The following is a 17514-nucleotide window of genomic DNA, read 5'->3' on the forward strand; positions in this document are numbered from 1 at the left end:
GGTCATGTTCGACCTGTCCGAGCCGCCCCCCTTCCACCTCGCCGAGGCGCCCGCCGCGTTCGCTCCCGCGGCGGCCCCCGACGCGGGGGAGCGCATGGCCCGCCTCCGCCTGGCCCGCTCCCGGCGGGTCGGCCCCGCGACCTACCGCCGCCTCATGGCCGAGCACGGGGACGCCGCCGCCGCGCTGGCCGCCCTGCCCCGGATCGCCGCGCAGGCGGGCGCCGACGACTACGAGGTCCATCCGGAGAGGGCCGCCCGCGCCGAGGGCCGCGCCGCCCGCGCGGTGGGCGCGCGCCTCCTCACGCTGGGCGATCCCGACTACCCGGCACGCCTTGCCGAGGTGGCCGACGCGCCGCCCGTCCTGTGGTGCATTGGCGACCCTGCCCGTCTCGCGGCGCCCTGCGTCTCCGTCGTGGGCACCCGCAACGCCTCGTCCCTCGGGCTCCGCATGGCCCGCGCCCTCGGGCGCGACCTGGCGGAGGCGGGGGTGACGGTCGTCTCGGGCCTCGCGCGGGGCGTCGACGCCGGCGCGCACGCCGCCGCCCTCCAAGCCGCCGCGCGCACCGGCACCGGCGGCACCGCGGCCGTGCACGCGGGCGGCCTCGACCGCCCCTACCCGCCCGAGAACGTGGACCTCGCCACCCGCATCGCCGCAGAAAGCGTGGCCCTGTCCGAGCGACCCTTCGGCCTCCATCCCGTCGCGCGCGACTTCCCCCGCCGCAACCGCATCGTCTCGGGCCTGTCCCGCGTCGTGGTGGTGGTCGAGGCGGCGGCGCGCTCCGGCTCGATGATCACCGCGGGCGACGCGCTCGACCAAGGCCGCGAGGTCGCGGCCGTCCCCGGCCATCCGCTCGACGCCCGCGCCTCGGGCTGCAACCTGCTCCTGCGCGACGGCGCGACCCTCGTGCGCGGGGCGGACGACGTGCTCGACGTGCTGGAGCAGGCGATGCGCGCCGCCGCCGACGACGCCTCCGCCCCGGCCGCGGCCCCTCCCCCCGCGCCGCCCTTCGAGGCGGTCCCCGCCGCCGCCCTCCTCGACCTGCTGGGCGAGGTCCCGGCCGAGGAGGACGCGGTCATCGCCCAGCTCTGCGACGGCGGCGGCGCGGCGGCGGCGCAGGTGTCCGCCCTCATCTCCGCCCTCGAGCTCGAGGGCCGTCTCGCCCGCCGCCCCGGCGGCGGCCTCGTGCGGCTGTAGCGCGCGGCCGCCTTCGTCCCGCCGGGGATGCCTCTGGGTCGGGGGCGGCGCCCCGGTCCGCCGTCGTCAGGCCGCACGAGGGAGGCGCACGGGGGGTGCACACGGGGCGCCCGCCGGGTTTGCCCCCGGTTGACATCCCGCCGGGGCGCCCTTCATTCCCTCGCTCCGGCATGGCGACCTCGCCCTGCCGCCACTCGCGAGAGGACCGCCCATGCCCGTCGTCGTCGTCGAATCCCCGGCCAAGGCCAAGACGATCAACGGATATCTCGGCTCGGACTACACCGTCCTCGCCTCCTACGGACACATCCGCGACCTGCCCGCCAAGGACGGCTCGGTCGATCCCGAGGCCGGGTTCGACATGGCGTGGGAGGTGCCCGCGGACTCCAAGAAGCACGTCAAGGCCATCGCCGACGCGCTCGCCAAGGACCCGAACCTGATCCTCGCCACCGACCCCGACCGCGAGGGCGAGGCGATCTCGTGGCACCTGCAGGAGGCGCTGACCAAGCGCCGCGCGATCAAGAAGGACACGCCCGTCAGCCGCGTGGCCTTCAACGCAATCACCAAGAAGGCCGTGCAGGAGGCCATCGCCAACCCCCGCCAGATCGACGAGCCGCTGGTCCACGCCTACCTCGCGCGCCGCGCGCTCGACTACCTCGTGGGCTTCACCCTCTCCCCCGTCCTCTGGCGCAAGCTGCCCGGATCGCGCAGCGCGGGCCGGGTCCAGTCCGTCTCGCTCCGCCTCGTGGTCGAGCGCGAGATGGAGATTGAGGCGTTCGACCCGCAGGAATACTGGTCCGTCCGCGCCATGCTCGCGACCCCACGCGGCAAGACCTTCGAGGCGCGCCTGACTAAGCTCGGCGACCGGAAGGTCGAGCGCGATACCTTCAAGGACGAGGCCACCGCGCAGGTGGCCGTGGCCGCCGTCGCCTCCCGTGACCTGCACGTGGCCGAGGTCGAGGCCAAGCCCGGCACCCGCAACCCCAGCCCGCCCTTCATGACCTCCACCCTCCAGCAGGAAGCGTCCCGAAAGTTCGGGATGGGCGCGCGGGCCTGCATGGGCGCGGCGCAGCGGCTCTACGAGGCGGGGCTCATCACCTACATGCGGACCGACGGCATCGACATGGCCCCCGAGGCCGTGCACGCCGCGCGCGACGCCATCGCGGACCGCTACGGGAAGGACTACGTCCCCGGCAGCCCGCGGATGTACAAGAACAAGGCGAAGAACGCCCAAGAGGCGCACGAGTGCATCCGCCCCACCGACATGACCAAGTCGGCCGAGGACATCCGCGTCTCCGAGGGCGACCAGCGCAAGCTCTACGACCTGATCTGGAAGCGGACGCTCGCCTCCCAGATGGCCGCCGCCAAGCTGGAGCGGACCACCGTGACCATTGCCAGCGCCGACCGCGAGGTGGAGCTGCGCGCCACGGGGCAGGTCGTCGTCTTCGACGGCTTCATGAAGGTCTATCAGGAGGGCCGCGACGACGTCGCCTCGGGCGACGAGGACGACAAGCGCCTGCCGATGATCGAGCAGGGCGAGCCCGCCAAGAAGGTCGCGGACGGGTTCAAGGACGACAGCTCGGACAACAGGCAGTTGCGCGATGGCGACGGCGCCGTGGCGGGTCAGCAGCACTTCACCCAGCCGCCGCCCCGCTACACTGAGGCCACGCTGGTGAAGCGGATGGAGGAACTCGGGATCGGGCGCCCCTCGACCTACGCCTCCATCCTCAGCACAATCGTCGACCGCGGCTACGTGCGGAAGGACAAGGGCCGCCTCATCCCCGAGGACCAAGGGCGCCTCGTGATCGCGTTCTTGACCAACTACTTCCGACGCTACGTGGGCTACGACTTCACGGCGGGGCTGGAGGGGGAGCTGGACGAGGTCTCGGCGGGCGACCGCGACTACAAGGACGTGCTCGATCGCTTCTGGCGGGACTTCAAGGCCGCCGTGGACGAGACGGCCGACCTGCGCATTGGAGAGGTGCTGGAGGTCATCAACGACGTCCTCTCGCCCCACCTCTTCCCCGACAAGGGCGACGGCACCGATCCGCGCCTGTGCCCCAACTGCGGCGAGGGGCGGCTGTCGATGCGGACGGCACGCGCAGGCGGCGCCTTCATCGGCTGCAACCGCTATCCCGAGTGCCGCTACACCCGCCCCTTCGGCCCGCCGGGCATGGAGGGCGAGAGCGCGGGCATCGACCGGATGCTGGGCGTCGAGCCCGAGTCGTCCGAGGAGGTCTGGCTGAAGGACGGGCGCTTCGGCCCCTACGTGCAGCTGGGCGAGGCGACGGAGGAGAACCCGAAGCCCAAGCGCGCCAGCGTCCCCAAGACGTGGGACGTGGCCACGATGGACCTCGACCGCGGGCTGAAGCTGCTGTCGCTCCCGCGCGAGATCGGCAAGCACCCCGAGGACGGCGAGATCGTCGAGACGAACTTCTACCGCTACGGCCCCGCCGTGCGCTGGAACAAGGTCTACGCGCCCATCGGGCCGGACGACGTGTTCGACCTCGGGATGAACCGCGCCGTGGAGGAACTCGCCAAGAAGCAGGCCGCCGGGCCGGGACGGCGGCAGGCCGCCGCGCCCTTGGTCGAGCTGGGCGAGCACCCCGAGCGGGGCGGCCCCGTCAACGTCATGGAGGGCCGGTTCGGCCCCTACGTGAAGTGGGACAAGGTCAACGCAACGATCCCCAAGGGCGCCGATGCCAAGGCGCTGACGATGGACGAGGCGGTCAAGCTGATCGCCGAGCGCGAGGCCAAGGGCGGCAAGAAGCCCGCGCGCAAGGCGGCGGCGAAGAAGCCCGCGGCCAAGAAGCCCGCCGCGAAGAAGAAGGCGGCGCCCAAGAAGGCGGCGGCGAAGGAGTAGGCGGCTCCGCCCCCGCCTTGCGCGGGGGCCCCGGCGTCCCCCGGGCGAACGGCTCCGGCGCGAGGCGCGCATGCATAGTGAGGCCCCCGCTCAGGGCGGGGGCGTCCCGACTTCGAGTGAAGCGTGCGCGCGAGATGGCCACGGTACGACGCGGGACCCGCCCATCCCACGCCTTGACGCCTCGCCCCCCTCTCCCGACATCCCCCCCATGACCGCCCTGCCCCCGCTCGCCGCCCGCCCCGCCGTGCTGGACTTCCTCCGCACCCGCCGCTCCCGCCCCGCCAAGACGCTGCGCGCGCCCGGCCCCGACCGCGCCGCACTGGAGCCGCTCTTGGAGATCGCCCTGCGCGTCCCCGATCACGGCAAGCTGGAGCCGTGGCGCCTGATCGTGCTGGAAGGCGCCGCCCTCGACCGCCTCGCCGACCTCACCGCGGCCCGCGCCGAGGCGCTTGGCCTCGACCCGGACAAGGCGGCCAAGGCGCGCGCGATGTTCGCGGACGCCCCCGTGATGGTGGCCGTCGTCGCCGCCCCCGTGGACAGCCCCAAGATCCCGCCCGAGGAGCAGGTGCTCAGCGCGGGCGCCGTCTGTCAGAATCTGACCACCGCCGCCCTCGCCGCGGGCTGGGGCGCCAACTGGCTGTCGGGCTGGATGGCGCTCGACCGCCCGTGGCTGACGGACGGGCTCGCGCTCGACGCGCATGAGTGGGTCGCGGGGCTGATCGTCTTGGGCACCGAGACCGCGACGCCGCCCGACCGCCCGCGCCCCGACCCGGCCGCCAAGATCGCGTGGATCGACGCCTGATGCTGCCCGCCCGATGAAGAACGTCCTGCTCGCCTTGGGCCAGATCGGCGACCCCCGCTTCCGGGGCGTCCTCCTGACGGGCGTGGGCCTGTCGCTCGGCCTGCTCGCGGCCTTCACCGCCGCCTTCGTCTGGCTCGCCCGCTGGGCCGTCGGCCCGACCGTGAGCCTGCCGTGGATCGGCGACGTCACATGGCTCGACGAGGCGGCGGGCATCGCGGTGATCCCCGTCATGCTGGTCGCCAGCGTGTTCCTGATGGTCCCCGTGGCGAGCGCCTTCACCGGCCTCTTCCTCGACCGGATCGCCGAGGCGGTGGAGCGCGCGCACTACCCCGCCGTCGGCCCCGCCCGATCGCAGCCATGGGGCGAGGCGATCTCCGAGACGGCGGGCTTCCTCGCGCTCGTGATCGGAGTGAACCTCGTGGCGCTGGTGGCCTACCTCGTCCTCGCGCCCTTCGCGCTGCTGATCTTCTGGGCGGTGAACGGCTTCCTGCTGGGCCGGGAGTACGCGCAGCTCGCGGCGGCGCGGCACCTCCCCCGCGCGGAGGCCAAGGCCTACCGCCGCCGCCACCGCGCGCAGGTCTGGGCGTTGGGCATCCTCATGGCGATCCCGCTCTCGGTGCCCGTCCTAAACCTGCTCGTCCCGGTGGTCGGCGCGGCCGCCTTCACCCACCAGTTCCACCGCCTCAGCCGGCGGGCGCGTCCGGGTTGAGGCGCGGCAAGTTGTCGATCCCGATCAGCCCCGACAGGATCAGCCACACGAGCAGCCCCCAGAGCGGCAGCGCGATCAGCGTCGCGATCAGCAGCCGCCGCTTCAGCCCCACCGTCTCGGGGGCGGAGGCCTGCGTGCCGTGGTCGCGGTAGCCGAGGTCGCCCTGCGTCGTCACCTTCACCTGCAGCATGATGAGCATCACCATCGCCCAGATCATGGCGAACAGGACGAAGGCCGAGAACACGCCCATCAGACCTCCTCCAACTCGACGAGCACGCCCGTGAAGTCCTTCGGATGCAGGAACAGCACGGGCTTGCCGTGCGCGCCGATCTTCGGCTCCCCGTCGCCCAGCACGCGCGCACCCGTCTCCACCAGCCGGTCGCGGGCGGCGCGGATGTCGTCCACCTCGTAGCAGACGTGGTGCATCCCGCCCGCCGGGTTCTTGGCGAGGAAGCCGGCGATGGGGCTGTCCGCGCCCAGGGGGTGCAGGAACTCGATCTTCGTGTTGGGCAGGTCCACGAACACCACCGTCACGCCATGATCGGGCTGGTCCACCGCCGGGCCGACCGATGCGCCCAGCGCGTCGCGGTACTGCGCCGCCGCCGCCTCCAGGTCGGGCACGGCGATGGCCACGTGGTTCAGTCGTCCGATCATGGGCGCGTCCTCCTGGGCCCCGAGTATGCGGCCCCCGCGCGGGGGGCAACGGTGGGGGCGTTAACGCCCCGTTAGGGGCGCGGGGGCATAGAGTCGCGGCGAAGGAGACCCTCATGGACGACCTCGCCGCCGCGATGATGGCCCGCGCCCGCCCCACCCGGGACCGCCCCCTCGCCGGGCTGACGATCCTCTTGGTCGAGGACAGCCGCTTCGCCTCCGAGGCGATGCGCCTCCTCTGCCTTCGCTCGGGCGCGCGGCTGCGCCGGGCCGACACGGTCGCCGCCGCGCGCCGCCACCTCGCCGCCTACGCGCCCGACGTGGCCATCGTGGACCTCGGGCTGCCGGACGGGTCGGGGGCGGACCTCATCGCGGATCTCGCCGCCGCGCCGCCGCTGGTCGTGCTGGGCCTCTCGGGCGGCGACCCGGAGGAGAGCAAGGGCGTCGCCGCGCAGGCCGGCGCGCACGGCTTCCTCGCCAAGCCGGTCGCGGGCCTCGCCGCGTTCCAAGCGACGGTGCTGCGCCACCTGCCCGACGACCGCCGCCCGCTGGGCCTGTCGCTGGTGACGCAGGACCGGGTCGAGCCGGACCGCCTCGCCTTAGCCGAGGACATGGACCGCGCGGCCGCGCTGCTCGACAGCGACCCGGCCTTCGCCGCCGCCTTCGTCGCGGGGCTCGCCCGCGCGGACGAGGACACCGATCTGCTCGCCGCCGCCCTGCGCGCCGCCGCCGAGGACGGGCCGGAGGACCTGCGCGGCGCCGTCGAGGCGCGGCGGGCGGGCGGGGGCCTTTAGCCCGTCATCTCCGACAGCGACCGCCGCTGCCGCCCGTCCGCGTCGAAGTTGGCGTCGTCGAGCCACGCCCGGTGCGCCGCGCGCAGGCGCGGCCACTCGGCGTCGAGGATCGAGAACCACGCGCTGTCGCGGTTGCGGCCCTTGATCACCATGTGCTGCCGGAAGGTCCCCTCGTAGCCGAAGCCCAGCCGCGCCGCCGCCCGCCGCGACCCCGCGTTCCGCGCGTTGCACTTCCACTCCACCCGCCGGAATCCGGCGGCGAAGGGCGCATCGATCATCAGGTGCAGGGCCTCCGTCGCCGCGCGCGTCCGCCGCAGCCGCGGCGACAGCGCGATGTGCCCGATCTCCACCACCCCGTTGGGCCGGTCGATCCGGAGCCACGACGCCACCCCGGCCGGGCCGTCCCCGTCGACCAGCGCGACGAAGAGCGGGTCCGCCGAGACTACCTTCTCCGCCACCCAGTCCGCGTAGCCCGCCGCATCGAACGGCCCGTAGGGCATGTAGTCCCACGTCCCGTCGTCTCCGGCGAAGGCGTCGTGCAGGGCGGCGGCGTGGTCGGCGGCGAGCGGCGCGACGGCCACATGCGCGCCCACCATGCGGGCGGGCGTCCAGCCGAGGGGCGGGGTCCAATCGGCGAGGTCCATGCCCCGGCTTTAGCCCCCGCGCGGATCAGCGCAAGTCGGGCGCGGTGATCGACCCGCGGATCAGGCTGTCCGTGTCGTCCGCGTCCGCCGACACGCCCAGCCCCACCAGCACCCCCGGCGCCGTCCCGAAGGCGCGCGCGTGATCGGCGGCGAGGTCCACCTGCTCCACGTGCTGCCCGGTCCCGGCGGGGCGCAGGACCACGGTCCGCATCCCCTGCAGGTAGGGCGACGCCTGGATGGTGCCGCGCCCCGACTGCCCGCCCCAGACGTAGACGAGGATGCGCGTGTCCGGGTCGCGCAGGAGGCGCCGCGCGTTGGACGGGTCCGCGCGCGCCGCCGCCTCGGGCGTGGTGAAGGCGAAGTAGAGCGCGAGGTTGCGGTCGTCCCCGCCCTTGCGCCGCAGGTCCGTGGCGGGGACCGAGTCGGACACGGCCCATCCCCAAGAGGCCCGCGTCGCGCCGCGCAGTGCGTCGGGCACGGCCTTCCAGAGGAGGGAGACCGTCCCGTCCGACGTGACGCCCAGCGTGCCGCCGCCCTGCCGGTAGTCGTTCGACGAGAGGCGGAGGAACCCCTGCTCGCGCCACGAGCCGTCGAAGGCGACGGGCGTGGCGGCGGCGGGGAGCGCGAGGAGCGCGGCGAGCAGGGCGGGGCCGAGGGCGAGCGGTCGTGTCATGGCGCAAGACCTGCGCCGGGCGGGACGCGCTGGCCAGTCACGTCGCCGCGACGGGCCCGTGATCCGCGCCCGGCGCGGTCTTCATTTCCTGTGGAAAGCCGGAGAAAGGGTTGGACAGGTCCGGTCGACCGCTCCACCATATCTCGTAGGGGCGGACGCGGCGGCCCCATAGCGGTCGCTTCCTCCCCCAGACCTATGGGCGATGTCCCCGGCATCACCCCAAGCAGCGAGGCGGGCCATGTACCACGAGCGCGAGCAGTTCTCCGAGACCGGCGACCTCCATCCGATCGACCTCGTCGAGACGGTGGCCGAAGGGCACGACTGGGCCTTCGAGCGCGTCGACGACGACCAGATCGCGATGACGGTCGAGGGGCGCTGGCGCTCCTACGCCGTCACCCTCGCATGGTCCGACGCCGACGAGACGCTGCGCCTGATCTGCTGCTTCGAGATGGACCCGCCCGCCGAGTCGCATCCCCGCCTGTGGGAGCTGCTGAACCTCGTGAACGACCAGTGCTGGGCGGGCGGCTTCACCTTCTGGGCCGACGAGTCGCTGATGGTCTACCGCTACGGCCTCGTGCTGGCGGGTGGCGCCGGGGCGGAGGTCGGCCAGATCAACCAGATGGTCGCCGAGGCCGTGCTGGCGGGCGAGCGGTTCTATCCGGCGTTCCAGCTTTGCTGCTGGGGCGACCGGCCCGCGAAGGACGCGATTCAGATCGCCATCGCCGAGGCCTACGGCCATGCCTGACATCGGGGCGGTGGCCGAGCGCGGCCTCGTCCTGCTCGGCTGCGGCAAGATGGGCTCGGCGATGCTGGCCGGGTGGCTCGACGGCGGGCTGCCCGCCTCGGCCGTCCACGTGCTGGACCCGGCCCCGTCGGAATGGCTGCGCGGCACGGGCGTCGCGCTGAACGGCGCGCTGCCGCCCGCCCCCGCCGTCACGCTGATCGCGGTCAAGCCGCAGATGATGGGCGAGGCGCTGTCCGCGCTGCGCGGCCTGTCGGACACGCTCTTCGTCACGGTCGCCGCCGGCACGCCCATCGCGGCCTACGAGGCGGCCTTGGGCGACATCCGCCTCGTGCGCGCGATGCCCAACACCCCCGCCGCCGTGGGGCACGGGATCACCGCGATCGTCGGCAACGGGGCGGCGACGGCGGCGGATCTCGACCTCGCCGAGGGGCTGCTCTCCGCCGTGGGCGATGTCGTGCGGCTGGACCGCGAGGACCAGATGGACGCCGTGACCGGCCTCTCCGGCTCCGGCCCCGCCTACGTCTTCCACATGGTCGAGGCGATGGCCGCGGCGGGCGAGGCGCGCGGCCTCGCCCCCGCCCTCGCCATGCGGCTGGCCCGCGCGACGGTCGCGGGCGCGGGCGCGCTGCTCGACGGGTTGGAGGAGAGCGCGGAGCGCTTGCGGGTGAACGTGACGTCGCCGAACGGCACGACGCAGGCCGGGCTGGAGGTGCTGATGCCCGAGTTGACGGGGCTGATGACGCGCACGGTCGATGCTGCGGCGCGGCGAAGCGAAGAGCTGCGCGGATGATTTCCTTCGACGACTTCCTGAAGGTCGACATCCGCGTGGGCCGGGTGACGCGCGCCGAGCCGTTCCCCGAGGCGCGCCGCCCCGCGATCAAGATGTGGATCGACTTCGGCGAGCTCGGCGAGCGGAAGACCTCGGCGCAGGTGACGAAGCACTACACGCCGGAGGGGCTGATAGGGAGCCACGTGGTAGCCGTCGTGAACTTCCCGCCCCGCCAGATCGGGCCGTTCATGTCCGAGGTGCTCGTGCTGGGCGTCCCGGACGCCGACGGCGAGGTGGTGCTGCTCGCGCCGGACCACGACGTGCCCTTGGGCGGGAGGATGCATTGAAGCTCCACATCTCACGCGCGCTCCCGGACAGCGTCATGGAGGCGGCGCGGGCCCGCTTCGACGTCACCGTGCGCGACACGACGCAGCCCATGTCGCCCGAGGAGGTGCGCGACGCGCTCGCCACCCACGACGTGCTGCTGCCGACCTTGGGCGACCCGCTGGGGGCCGACGCCTACGGGGGGAAGATCCGGGCCAAGGGGCTGGCGAACTTCGGCGTGGGCTACAACCACATCGACGTGGATGCGGCGCGGGCGGCCGGGCTGGTCGTGACGAACACGCCGGGCGCCGTCACGGACGCCACCGCCGACATCGCGATGACGCTGATGCTGATGACCGCCCGTCGGGCGGGCGAGGGCGAGCGCATGGTCCGCGCGGGCGAGTGGCGCGGCTGGCACCCAGTGCAGATGCTGGGCCTGCACGTCAGCGGCAAGACGGTGGGCATCGTCGGCATGGGCCGCATCGGGCAGGCCATCGCGCGGCGCTGCGCGGGCGGCTTCGGGATGGACGTGGTCTACTGGAACCGCTCGGAGAAGGCCGTGGAGGGGGCGCGCCAGCTGGGCTCCGTCGCCGAGGTCTGCGCAGCGGCGGACGTGGTCGTCATGGCCGTGGCCGCCTCGCCCGAGACCCGTCACCTGATGGACGCGGCGGCGCTCGCCGCGATGCGTCCCCACGCCATCCTCGTGAACATCGCCCGCGGCGACGTGGTGGACGAGGCCGCGCTGATCGACGCGCTGTCGAAGGGCGCCATCGGCGGCGCGGGGCTGGACGTCTATGAGCGGGAGCCGCACGTCCCCGACGCGCTGATCGCGATGGAGAACGTCACCCTCCTGCCGCATCTCGGCACCGCCGCCTTGGAGGTGCGCGAGGAGATGGGGCACATGGCGCTCGACAACGCCGTCGCCATCGCCGAGGGGCGCGATCCCCCGAACCCGGTGTGACCGCCGCGCGGATCGACACCCCGCTCGGCCCGCTCTGGCTGCGCGGCACCGACGCCGCGATCACCCATGCATGGCTCCCCGGCGACCGCGCCGTCGACTGGGGCGACGAGCCCGGTGCCCTGCCCGAGGCCCGCGCCCAGGTCGCCGCCTACTTCGACGGGACGCGCGACGCCTTCGACCTGCCGCTGGCGCCGGAGGGCAGCCCCTTCCAGCGCCGGGTCTGGGACGCGCTGCGCGCCATCCCGAAGGGCGAGACGCGCTCCTACGGCGACGTGGCCCGCGGCCTCGGCGACCCCGGCGCGGCCCGCGCGGTGGGCGCCGCAAACGGCGCCAACCCGATCCCGCTCCTGATCCCTTGCCACCGCGTCGTCGCCGCCGATGGCGGTCTGGGCGGGTTCAGCGGCAGCCTCGCCACCAAGGAGGCGCTGCTCCGCCACGAGGGCACATGGCCGCGGCAGGGTAGGCTCATATGATGGGGTGGAACCCCATCCTACCAACGGGATCGTAGGATGGGGTTCTACCCCATCGGGCGTCAGATCCCGTCCACGCAGACATACTTGGTCTCGAGATAATCCTCCAACCCCTGCGACCCGCCCTCCTTGCCGAGGCCCGACTCCTTCACCCCCCCGAACGGCGCCTCCACGGTGGTGATCAGCCCCGAGTTGATCCCGATCATCCCGTAGGCCAGCCCCTCGTTCAGCCGGAACGCCCGCCCGAGGTCCTTCGTGTAGGCGTAGCAGGCCAGTCCGTAGACGGTGGCGTTCGCCATCTCGATGGCCTCGGCTTCGGTCTCGAAGCGGAACACGGGCGCCAGCGGGCCGAAGATCTCCTCGGTGGCGAAGTCCATCGCCTGCGTGGCGCCCGTGACGACGGTCGGCTCGAAGAAGGTGCCGCCCTTCGCGTGCCGCCCGCCGCCGGTCACGACCTCGGCCCCCTTGGCCTTGGCGTCCGCCACGAAGGCCTCGACCTTCTCCACCGCGTCCGCGTCGATCATCGGCCCCTGCGTCACGCCGTCCTCGCGCCCGTCGCCGACCTTCAGCGCCTCCACGGCGGCCTTCAGCTTGGCCACGAAGGCGTCGTGAATGCCCGCCTGCACGTAGATGCGGTTGGCACAGACGCAGGTCTGGCCCGAGTTGCGGAACTTGGAGACCATCGCCCCGTCGACCGCCGCGTCCAGGTCGGCGTCGTCGAACACGAGGAACGGGGCGTTCCCGCCCAGCTCCATCGACACCTTCTTCACCGTGTCGGCCGACTGACGGATGAGCTCCTTACCCACCTCGGTCGAGCCGGTGAACGTGATCTTCCGCACTCGCGGGTCGGCCATCAGCGCGCCCGCGATCTCGCGCGCGGAGCCGGTGACGACGTTCACCACGCCCTTCGGATAGCCCACCTCCTCGCAAAGCGCGCCCCACGCGATCCCGCTGTAGGGCGTGGCAGTCGCGGGCTTGGCCACCACCGTGCAGCCCACGGCCAGCGCGGGCGCGATCTTGCGGGCGAGCATGGAGGACGGGAAGTTCCACGGGGTGATCATGCCGACCACGCCCACCGCATGCTTGGTCACGAGGATGCGGCGCCCGTTCACGCCGGCGGGCACGATCTCGCCCTTGGCGCGGCGCGCCTCCTCGGCGAACCAGCGGACGTATTGCGCGCCGATGGCGATCTCGCCCATCGCCTCGGCCAAGGGCTTGCCCATCTCGACGGTCAGCAGCTCGGCCAAGGCCTTCTGGTTGTCCATCAGAGCGTCGTGCAGCTTCCACAGCAGGCCGCAGCGCTCCATCAGGGGCATGTCGCGGAATGCGGGGAAGGCGGCGGCGGCGGCGGCGATGGCGCGCTCGGTCTCGGCCGTGCCGGCGGCGGGCACCGTGCCGATCACCTCGCCCGTGGCCTTGTTGGTGACGTCGATGGTGTCGCCCGAATCCGCGCCGACCCAGTCGCCGCCGATCAGGTTGGCCTCGCGCATCCAAGAGCGGGTGGCGTCGAGCATGGGCTATCCTTTCGAGAAGGCGAAGGTGGTTGTCTGACGATACGTCCCGCCGGGGCGCAGCGCCACCGAGGGGAAGCCAGGGTTGTTCGGCGCGTCGGGCCAGCCCTGCGGCTCCAGCGCGGCGCCCGCGCGGGCGCGGTAGGTGCGGCCGTCGAGGCCGGGCACGGGCGTCGCGAGCTTGGCGCCGTCGTAGACCTGCAGGCCGGGCTCGGTGGTGGCGATGGTCATGGCGATGCCGGACCGTTCGGAGTGGAGCATGGCGACATCGCGCAGCGGCCCCTGCCCGTCGGACAGGCAGAGGTTGTGGTCCAAGAGCGGCAGGTCGTCGTCCCGCCCCCCGAACCGGCGCCCGTCGCGGAAGTCGAACCGCGTCCCCGCCACCGGGGCGACACGCGTGGGAATCAGGTCGTCGTCCACCGGCAGGTAGCGGTCGGCATCAACGGTCAGGACGTGGTGGCGCAGGTCCTCCGTCCCGTCGAGGTTCCAGTAGCTGTGATGGGCGAGGTTGCAGACCGTCGGCGCGTCGCAGGTGGCCTCGTAGTCGATGCGGAGCGTGGACCCCTCCACCGCGAAGCGCGCGGTCGCCCGCAGCGCGCCGGGGAAGCCCATCTCGCCATCCGCGAGGTCGATCCCGAAGGTCACGGCGTCGGGGACGGTCTCGACCACGTCCCACACCCGCTTGCCCATCCCGCGCGAGCCGCCATGCAGCGTATGCCGGTCCCGGAAGTTGGGGTCGGTGCGGTGCTCCGCCCCATCGAGGACGAAGCGCGCCCCGCCGATCCGGTTCGCCACCCGCCCGGCGGTCGCGCCCATGTAGTTGGAATGCTCCGGGTAGTGCGCATCGTCGGCGAGGCCGAGGACCAGCGGCGCCTCGTGCCCCGCCAGCCGCAGGTCCCGCAGGATGGCCCCCATCGGCAGGAGGCGCGCGGTCAGCGCGGAGGACGCGATCTCGATCACAGGCCCAGATGCTCCGCCACGCGCCGCGCGGTCATCTCGGAGACCCGCGCGTTCGCCTCCTGCGTCACGCCGCCGATATGCGGCGTCAGGATCAGGTTCGACACGCCCGCGAAGGGGTGGTCAGGGCCCAGCGGCTCCGTCTCGAACGTGTCCAGCGCCGCGCCCCCGAGTTGCCCCGAGCGCAGCGCGGCGCAGACGGCGGCCTCGTCCACCACGCCGCCGCGCGCCGCGTTCACCAGCACCGCGCCGGGCTTCATCGCGGCCAGCGCGTCCGCGTCGATCAGATGCCGGGTCTCGTCGGTCAGGGGCACGTGCAGCGACACGACATCCGCCTGCGCCAGCACCTCGGCCGCCGTGGCCTCCCGCGCGCCTTCGAAGTCGCGCGCGTAGGGATCGGCAGCCACCACCTCCATCCCCCACGCGCGGGCCAGCCGCGCCGCCTCCCGCGCGATGCCGCCATAGCCGATCAGCCCCAGCACCGCGCCCGCCATCTCGCGCCCCTGCCCGGCGAGGCCGCGCGGCCAGCCGCCCGCCTCCATCGCGCCCCGCATCAGGTACGCGCCCCGGCGCAGCACGGCCGCCGTCGTGACCACGTACTCCGCGACCGACAACGTGTTGGCCCCCACGGCGGGGAACACCTCGATACCGCGCGAGGCGCAGCCGTCCATGTCGATGTTGTCGAGGCCCACGCCAAGCCGCCCGACGCAGGAGAACCCGGTCTCCAAGAGCGGCCCCCGCACCTGCGTCCGGTTCCGCACGATCAGGGCCCGCGCCCCCGCCGCCAGCCGCGACAGGTCGTCGGGACGATCCGGAAGGTCCGGCTCGTACACCACCTCCGCCCGCCCGCGCAGCCACTCCACCCACGCCTCGTCCATGAACTCGGTGATCAGGATCACGGGCGCCCCCTTCGATGTTCCGGAAATACTCCGGGGTCCGGGGCGGAGCCCCGGCGGATCGGTCGCCGAAGGCGGCCGATCCCGATCAAGGCCGCCGTCCGCGCAGGTCCACGGGCATCCCCGAGCGCGCCGATTCCTCCGCCGCCTCGCCCACGAGCACGGACCAGTAGCCGTCCTCCAGCGTCACCTCCGGCACCCCCTTGCCCCGCCGCACGAGGTCGAGGAACCGGCGGTGCTGGTAGAAGGTCGAGCCGTGGTGGTCGCCCGCGCGCAGCAGCTCGGCGGGCACCGGCACCTCCTCCACGATCTCGCGGCGGAAGGCGCGGACGGAGGTGACGAACTGCGCCTGCGGATGCGCCCCCTCGGGGGCGAAGCGGAGCGGGCCGGGGATGCGCGCCTCCAGCCGGGCCACCTCGCCGGTGACGGTCACCGTCTCCTGCCAGTGGGAGCCCTCCGCGAACATGCACAGGTCCAGCATCCCCCGCGCCCCGTTCTCGAAGTCCACGACCACGAAGGCGTTGTCCACGATGTCGGGCCGGTGGCCGTAGTAGCGCTCATCGGCGTGGTTCACGTCCACGCCCGCCGAGGCGTAGACCCGCACCGGATCAGCGCGCAGCAGCAGGCGCATCAGGTCCCAGAAGTGGCAGCACTTCTCGACCAGCGTGCCGCCGGTCCGCGCGTTGAAACGGTTCCAGTCGCCGACCTTCGGCAGGAACGGGAAGCGGTGCTCGCGGATGGCGCACATCCGCGGCGTGCCCGCCGCCCCCTGCTCCAGCGCGCCGAGCAGGCGCTGGATCGGCGGCATGTAGCGATACTCCATCGCCACCCAGATGGGCGCGCGGCGGCCCTTGGACTGGTTCAGCAGGTCGCGGCAGGCCGCCGTGGTCGTCGCCAGCGGCTTCTCCACGAGGATGGGCTTCTCGGTCGCCATGAGCTGCTGGACCAGCCCGGCGTGGAGGTCGTTGGGCGCGGCCACGAGGAACACGTCCACCTCGCCCCGCGCGATCAGGTCCTCGGCGGTGAGGTAGCCCTTGGCCGACGTCGCGGTGGCGAGGGAGAGCTGGCGCATCCCCTCGTCCGGGTCGGCCACGGCGGTGACGGCGGCGTCGCCGAGCAGCGCGATGTTTCGGATGTGCTCCTGCCCCATCATCCCGCCGCCGATCAGCCCGTACCGGATCATGCCGTCATCTCCAGGACCGGCACGCCGAGGCCCGCCGCCACCCCCCGCAGCGCCGCGGCGTGGTCGCCGTAGGCCAGCGCCATGTGGTGCTCCAGCCGCGCGTCGATCAGCGTCCGGAGGAAGGCCGCCCCCCCGCCGTCGGGGCGGATCGTGCCGGACGTCCCGGTGAACGCCATCGGCGCGTCCACCACCTCGCCCGTCGCCAGCGCGACATGCGGCGCGCCATTCGCTTGGCTCACCCGGAACAGCGTCACGCGCCCGGGCCTGAGGGCGAACTGATAGAGCAGCGCCTGCCGCCGGTTCGTGTGCACCGTCGCCTCCGGCGTCCCCGCCGCCATGCTTGCGGGGGCCTGCCCGCAATGCCACGCCACCACCGTGTCGTCGTCCGCGTCCACGAGGTCCGCGAGGAACACCGGCGCGTCGGCCACGTCCTGCAGGATCGACTGGGTCAGCGCGCCGTAGACGTCCGCCTCGCAGGCGCAGGGCACCCGCGCCTCGCCCAGCATCGAGACCGGCCCGCAGACGGCGCCGCCATACTCGGTGAACGTCTCCGGCCAGCACCGGATCGCCATCGCGTCGAACCGCCGCTCCGCGCGCAGACCGTCCAGCGCGGCGGCCAGCCGGGTCGAGCGGTCCATCTCCCCCGCGTCCAACTCGCCGGCGCCCACCAGCCCGGCGGCCTTCGCCGCGTAGGGAGCGACGGCCTCCTCGGGCACGGCGCGCGCCCGGTCGAACAGGTCGGGCAGCGGGATCTCCTCCACCTCCGCCCCGGCCAGCGCCTTCAGGGCGCCGGCATCGTAGCGGCAGGTGTCGAACCCGTCCGGATGCGCCCCGATCCGCCCGATCCGCAGCGCGCGGACCGGGCGCGGCGCGGCGTCGGCCTCCGCGAGCGGGGGCCGGTCCGCCAGCGGCCCCGTCGTCAGCGCGTCGAGATCGGCCGCCTCGCCGTAGGCCCACGCGAAGTCGCGCCCAGCGAGCCCCAGCGCATGGGACAGGAGGTTCAGCCCGCACATGGCGTTCAGCCGCAGCCGCCCGCCCGCCCGCGGCTCCCGCGCGGCCCAGACGGCCACGCGCCCGTCGAACCCGCAGGCGGCGGCGGTGGCGAAGCCCGCGTCCGTGAAGGTCACCTGGAGGATCAGCAGCACGTCCGCCGACGCATCCAGCGCCCCGTCCTCCGCCCCCATCAGGAGCGCGTCCGACCCCGTCACCCGGTGCCCCCCGGCCTCGGCCCACGCGTCCAGCCGCGCCCGCATCGCGGCGAGCGCCTCCTCCGCATAGGGGACGTCGAAGGTCGGCCGCGCAAGCGGCAGGACGTGGATGTGCATGGATCGCCTCCCGCCCGCCACGATGGCGGAACCGGAGGCGGGCGC

General features: G+C 73.5%; 19 protein-coding genes. 10 read left to right on the plus strand and 9 right to left on the minus strand.

Annotation, left to right across the window (positions count from 1 at the left end; translation table 11 throughout):
* Positions 1-94 precede the first annotated feature (94 nt).
* The 4 genes from dprA (at position 95) to JQC91_RS01430 (ending at position 5566) form a co-directional block, all read left to right on the plus strand.
* Positions 95-1195 carry a DNA-processing protein DprA gene (dprA, locus tag JQC91_RS01415; RefSeq protein ID WP_203285490.1) on the plus strand — a complete coding sequence of 367 codons (1101 nt, stop codon included), beginning with the start codon at positions 95-97 and terminating at the stop codon, positions 1193-1195.
* 211 nt (positions 1196-1406) lie between these two features.
* Positions 1407-4055 (plus strand): type I DNA topoisomerase, encoded by a 2649-nt coding sequence (gene topA, locus JQC91_RS01420; RefSeq protein WP_203284988.1) that lies wholly within the window; start codon positions 1407-1409, stop codon positions 4053-4055.
* A gap of 208 nt (positions 4056-4263) precedes the next feature.
* Positions 4264-4857: a nitroreductase family protein gene (locus JQC91_RS01425; protein WP_203284989.1), complete on the plus strand. Its 594-nt coding sequence runs from the start codon at positions 4264-4266 to the stop codon at positions 4855-4857.
* 13 nt (positions 4858-4870) lie between these two features.
* Positions 4871-5566, plus strand: a complete 696-nt coding sequence (locus tag JQC91_RS01430) for an EI24 domain-containing protein (protein WP_203284990.1) — start codon at positions 4871-4873, stop codon at positions 5564-5566.
* On the opposite strand, the gene JQC91_RS01435 is transcribed toward JQC91_RS01430, so the two are convergent.
* Positions 5541-5816 (minus strand): DUF1467 family protein, encoded by a 276-nt coding sequence (locus JQC91_RS01435; protein WP_203284991.1) that lies wholly within the window; start codon positions 5814-5816, stop codon positions 5541-5543. The genes JQC91_RS01430 and JQC91_RS01435 overlap by 26 nt on opposite strands.
* Entirely contained in the window at positions 5816-6220 is a 405-nt protein-coding gene (gene mce / locus JQC91_RS01440; RefSeq protein ID WP_203284992.1) for a methylmalonyl-CoA epimerase, read from the minus strand. The genes JQC91_RS01435 and mce overlap by 1 nt, the downstream gene beginning before the upstream one ends.
* Before the next feature lie 113 nt (positions 6221-6333).
* On the opposite strand from mce, the gene JQC91_RS01445 reads away from it, so the two are divergent.
* A complete protein-coding gene (locus tag JQC91_RS01445; protein ID WP_203284993.1) occupies positions 6334-7011 on the plus strand; it encodes a response regulator in 678 nt (225 codons plus the stop codon).
* Here the strand turns inward: JQC91_RS01445 and JQC91_RS01450 are convergent.
* Positions 7008-7655, minus strand: a complete 648-nt coding sequence (locus JQC91_RS01450) for a GNAT family protein (protein ID WP_238941240.1) — start codon at positions 7653-7655, stop codon at positions 7008-7010. The genes JQC91_RS01445 and JQC91_RS01450 overlap by 4 nt on opposite strands.
* A 25-nt stretch (positions 7656-7680) precedes the next feature.
* Positions 7681-8328, minus strand: a complete 648-nt coding sequence (locus JQC91_RS01455; RefSeq protein WP_203284994.1) for a DUF3047 domain-containing protein — start codon at positions 8326-8328, stop codon at positions 7681-7683.
* Between the two features lie 238 nt (positions 8329-8566).
* Here JQC91_RS01455 and JQC91_RS01460 point away from each other — a divergent pair, with 238 nt between their 5' ends.
* From JQC91_RS01460 to JQC91_RS01480, 5 genes are read left to right on the plus strand one after another with little or no spacing between them, the layout of a single operon-like run.
* Positions 8567-9073: a YbjN domain-containing protein gene (locus JQC91_RS01460; RefSeq protein ID WP_203284995.1), complete on the plus strand. Its 507-nt coding sequence runs from the start codon at positions 8567-8569 to the stop codon at positions 9071-9073.
* Positions 9066-9863: a pyrroline-5-carboxylate reductase gene (gene proC, locus JQC91_RS01465; protein ID WP_203284996.1), complete on the plus strand. Its 798-nt coding sequence runs from the start codon at positions 9066-9068 to the stop codon at positions 9861-9863. The genes JQC91_RS01460 and proC overlap by 8 nt, the downstream gene beginning before the upstream one ends.
* Positions 9860-10189 (plus strand): tRNA-binding protein, encoded by a 330-nt coding sequence (locus JQC91_RS01470; RefSeq protein WP_203284997.1) that lies wholly within the window; start codon positions 9860-9862, stop codon positions 10187-10189. Before proC ends, JQC91_RS01470 begins: the two co-directional genes overlap by 4 nt.
* Positions 10186-11127, plus strand: coding sequence for a D-glycerate dehydrogenase (locus JQC91_RS01475; RefSeq protein ID WP_203284998.1), 942 nt, complete (start codon positions 10186-10188; stop codon positions 11125-11127). Before JQC91_RS01470 ends, JQC91_RS01475 begins: the two co-directional genes overlap by 4 nt.
* Entirely contained in the window at positions 11124-11600 is a 477-nt protein-coding gene (locus JQC91_RS01480; RefSeq protein WP_343069881.1) for a methylated-DNA--[protein]-cysteine S-methyltransferase, read from the plus strand. The genes JQC91_RS01475 and JQC91_RS01480 overlap by 4 nt, the downstream gene beginning before the upstream one ends.
* Positions 11601-11659: 59 nt before the next feature.
* Here the strand turns inward: JQC91_RS01480 and JQC91_RS01485 are convergent, their stop codons facing one another.
* The 5 genes from JQC91_RS01485 to JQC91_RS01505 form a co-directional block, all read right to left on the minus strand.
* Positions 11660-13111 (minus strand): NAD-dependent succinate-semialdehyde dehydrogenase, encoded by a 1452-nt coding sequence (locus JQC91_RS01485; RefSeq protein ID WP_203284999.1) that lies wholly within the window; start codon positions 13109-13111, stop codon positions 11660-11662.
* Between the two features lie 3 nt (positions 13112-13114).
* The gene (locus JQC91_RS01490) at positions 13115-14068 is read right to left on the minus strand and encodes an aldose epimerase family protein (protein WP_343069882.1); all 954 of its coding nucleotides are present in this window, start codon (positions 14066-14068) and stop codon (positions 13115-13117) included.
* Complete coding sequence (locus tag JQC91_RS01495; protein ID WP_343069883.1) at positions 14065-14964, minus strand: hydroxyacid dehydrogenase; 900 nt, start codon at positions 14962-14964, stop codon at positions 14065-14067. Before JQC91_RS01495 ends, JQC91_RS01490 begins: the two co-directional genes overlap by 4 nt.
* 85 nt (positions 14965-15049) lie before the next feature.
* Positions 15050-16144: a Gfo/Idh/MocA family oxidoreductase gene (locus tag JQC91_RS01500; protein WP_203285000.1), complete on the minus strand. Its 1095-nt coding sequence runs from the start codon at positions 16142-16144 to the stop codon at positions 15050-15052.
* The gene (locus JQC91_RS01505; protein WP_203285001.1) at positions 16141-17469 is read right to left on the minus strand and encodes a hypothetical protein; all 1329 of its coding nucleotides are present in this window, start codon (positions 17467-17469) and stop codon (positions 16141-16143) included. Before JQC91_RS01505 ends, JQC91_RS01500 begins: the two co-directional genes overlap by 4 nt.
* Between the last annotated feature and the right edge of the window lie 45 nt (positions 17470-17514).

The sequence above is a fragment of the Jannaschia sp. Os4 genome (assembly GCF_016820245.1).
Classification (GTDB): Bacteria; Pseudomonadota; Alphaproteobacteria; order Rhodobacterales; family Rhodobacteraceae; genus Jannaschia.

What these genes read in the sequence shown, in the direction of transcription:
- mce (WP_203284992.1), bottom strand. Translation starts at nt 6,220, where the DNA reads ATGATCGGACGACTGAACCACGTGGCCATCGCCGTGCCCGACCTGGAG.
- JQC91_RS01460 (WP_203284995.1), top strand. Translation starts at nt 8,567, where the DNA reads ATGTACCACGAGCGCGAGCAGTTCTCCGAGACCGGCGACCTCCATCCG.
- JQC91_RS01470 (WP_203284997.1), top strand. Translation starts at nt 9,860, where the DNA reads ATGATTTCCTTCGACGACTTCCTGAAGGTCGACATCCGCGTGGGCCGG.
- dprA (WP_203285490.1), top strand. Translation starts at nt 95, where the DNA reads ATGGCCCGCCTCCGCCTGGCCCGCTCCCGGCGGGTCGGCCCCGCGACC.
- JQC91_RS01500 (WP_203285000.1), bottom strand. Translation starts at nt 16,144, where the DNA reads ATGATCCGGTACGGGCTGATCGGCGGCGGGATGATGGGGCAGGAGCAC.
- JQC91_RS01505 (WP_203285001.1), bottom strand. Translation starts at nt 17,469, where the DNA reads ATGCACATCCACGTCCTGCCGCTTGCGCGGCCGACCTTCGACGTCCCC.
- proC (WP_203284996.1), top strand. Translation starts at nt 9,066, where the DNA reads ATGCCTGACATCGGGGCGGTGGCCGAGCGCGGCCTCGTCCTGCTCGGC.
- JQC91_RS01485 (WP_203284999.1), bottom strand. Translation starts at nt 13,111, where the DNA reads ATGCTCGACGCCACCCGCTCTTGGATGCGCGAGGCCAACCTGATCGGC.
- JQC91_RS01455 (WP_203284994.1), bottom strand. Translation starts at nt 8,328, where the DNA reads ATGACACGACCGCTCGCCCTCGGCCCCGCCCTGCTCGCCGCGCTCCTC.
- JQC91_RS01450 (WP_238941240.1), bottom strand. Translation starts at nt 7,655, where the DNA reads ATGGACCTCGCCGATTGGACCCCGCCCCTCGGCTGGACGCCCGCCCGC.
- topA (WP_203284988.1), top strand. Translation starts at nt 1,407, where the DNA reads ATGCCCGTCGTCGTCGTCGAATCCCCGGCCAAGGCCAAGACGATCAAC.
- JQC91_RS01435 (WP_203284991.1), bottom strand. Translation starts at nt 5,816, where the DNA reads ATGGGCGTGTTCTCGGCCTTCGTCCTGTTCGCCATGATCTGGGCGATG.
- JQC91_RS01445 (WP_203284993.1), top strand. Translation starts at nt 6,334, where the DNA reads ATGGACGACCTCGCCGCCGCGATGATGGCCCGCGCCCGCCCCACCCGG.
- JQC91_RS01425 (WP_203284989.1), top strand. Translation starts at nt 4,264, where the DNA reads ATGACCGCCCTGCCCCCGCTCGCCGCCCGCCCCGCCGTGCTGGACTTC.
- JQC91_RS01430 (WP_203284990.1), top strand. Translation starts at nt 4,871, where the DNA reads ATGAAGAACGTCCTGCTCGCCTTGGGCCAGATCGGCGACCCCCGCTTC.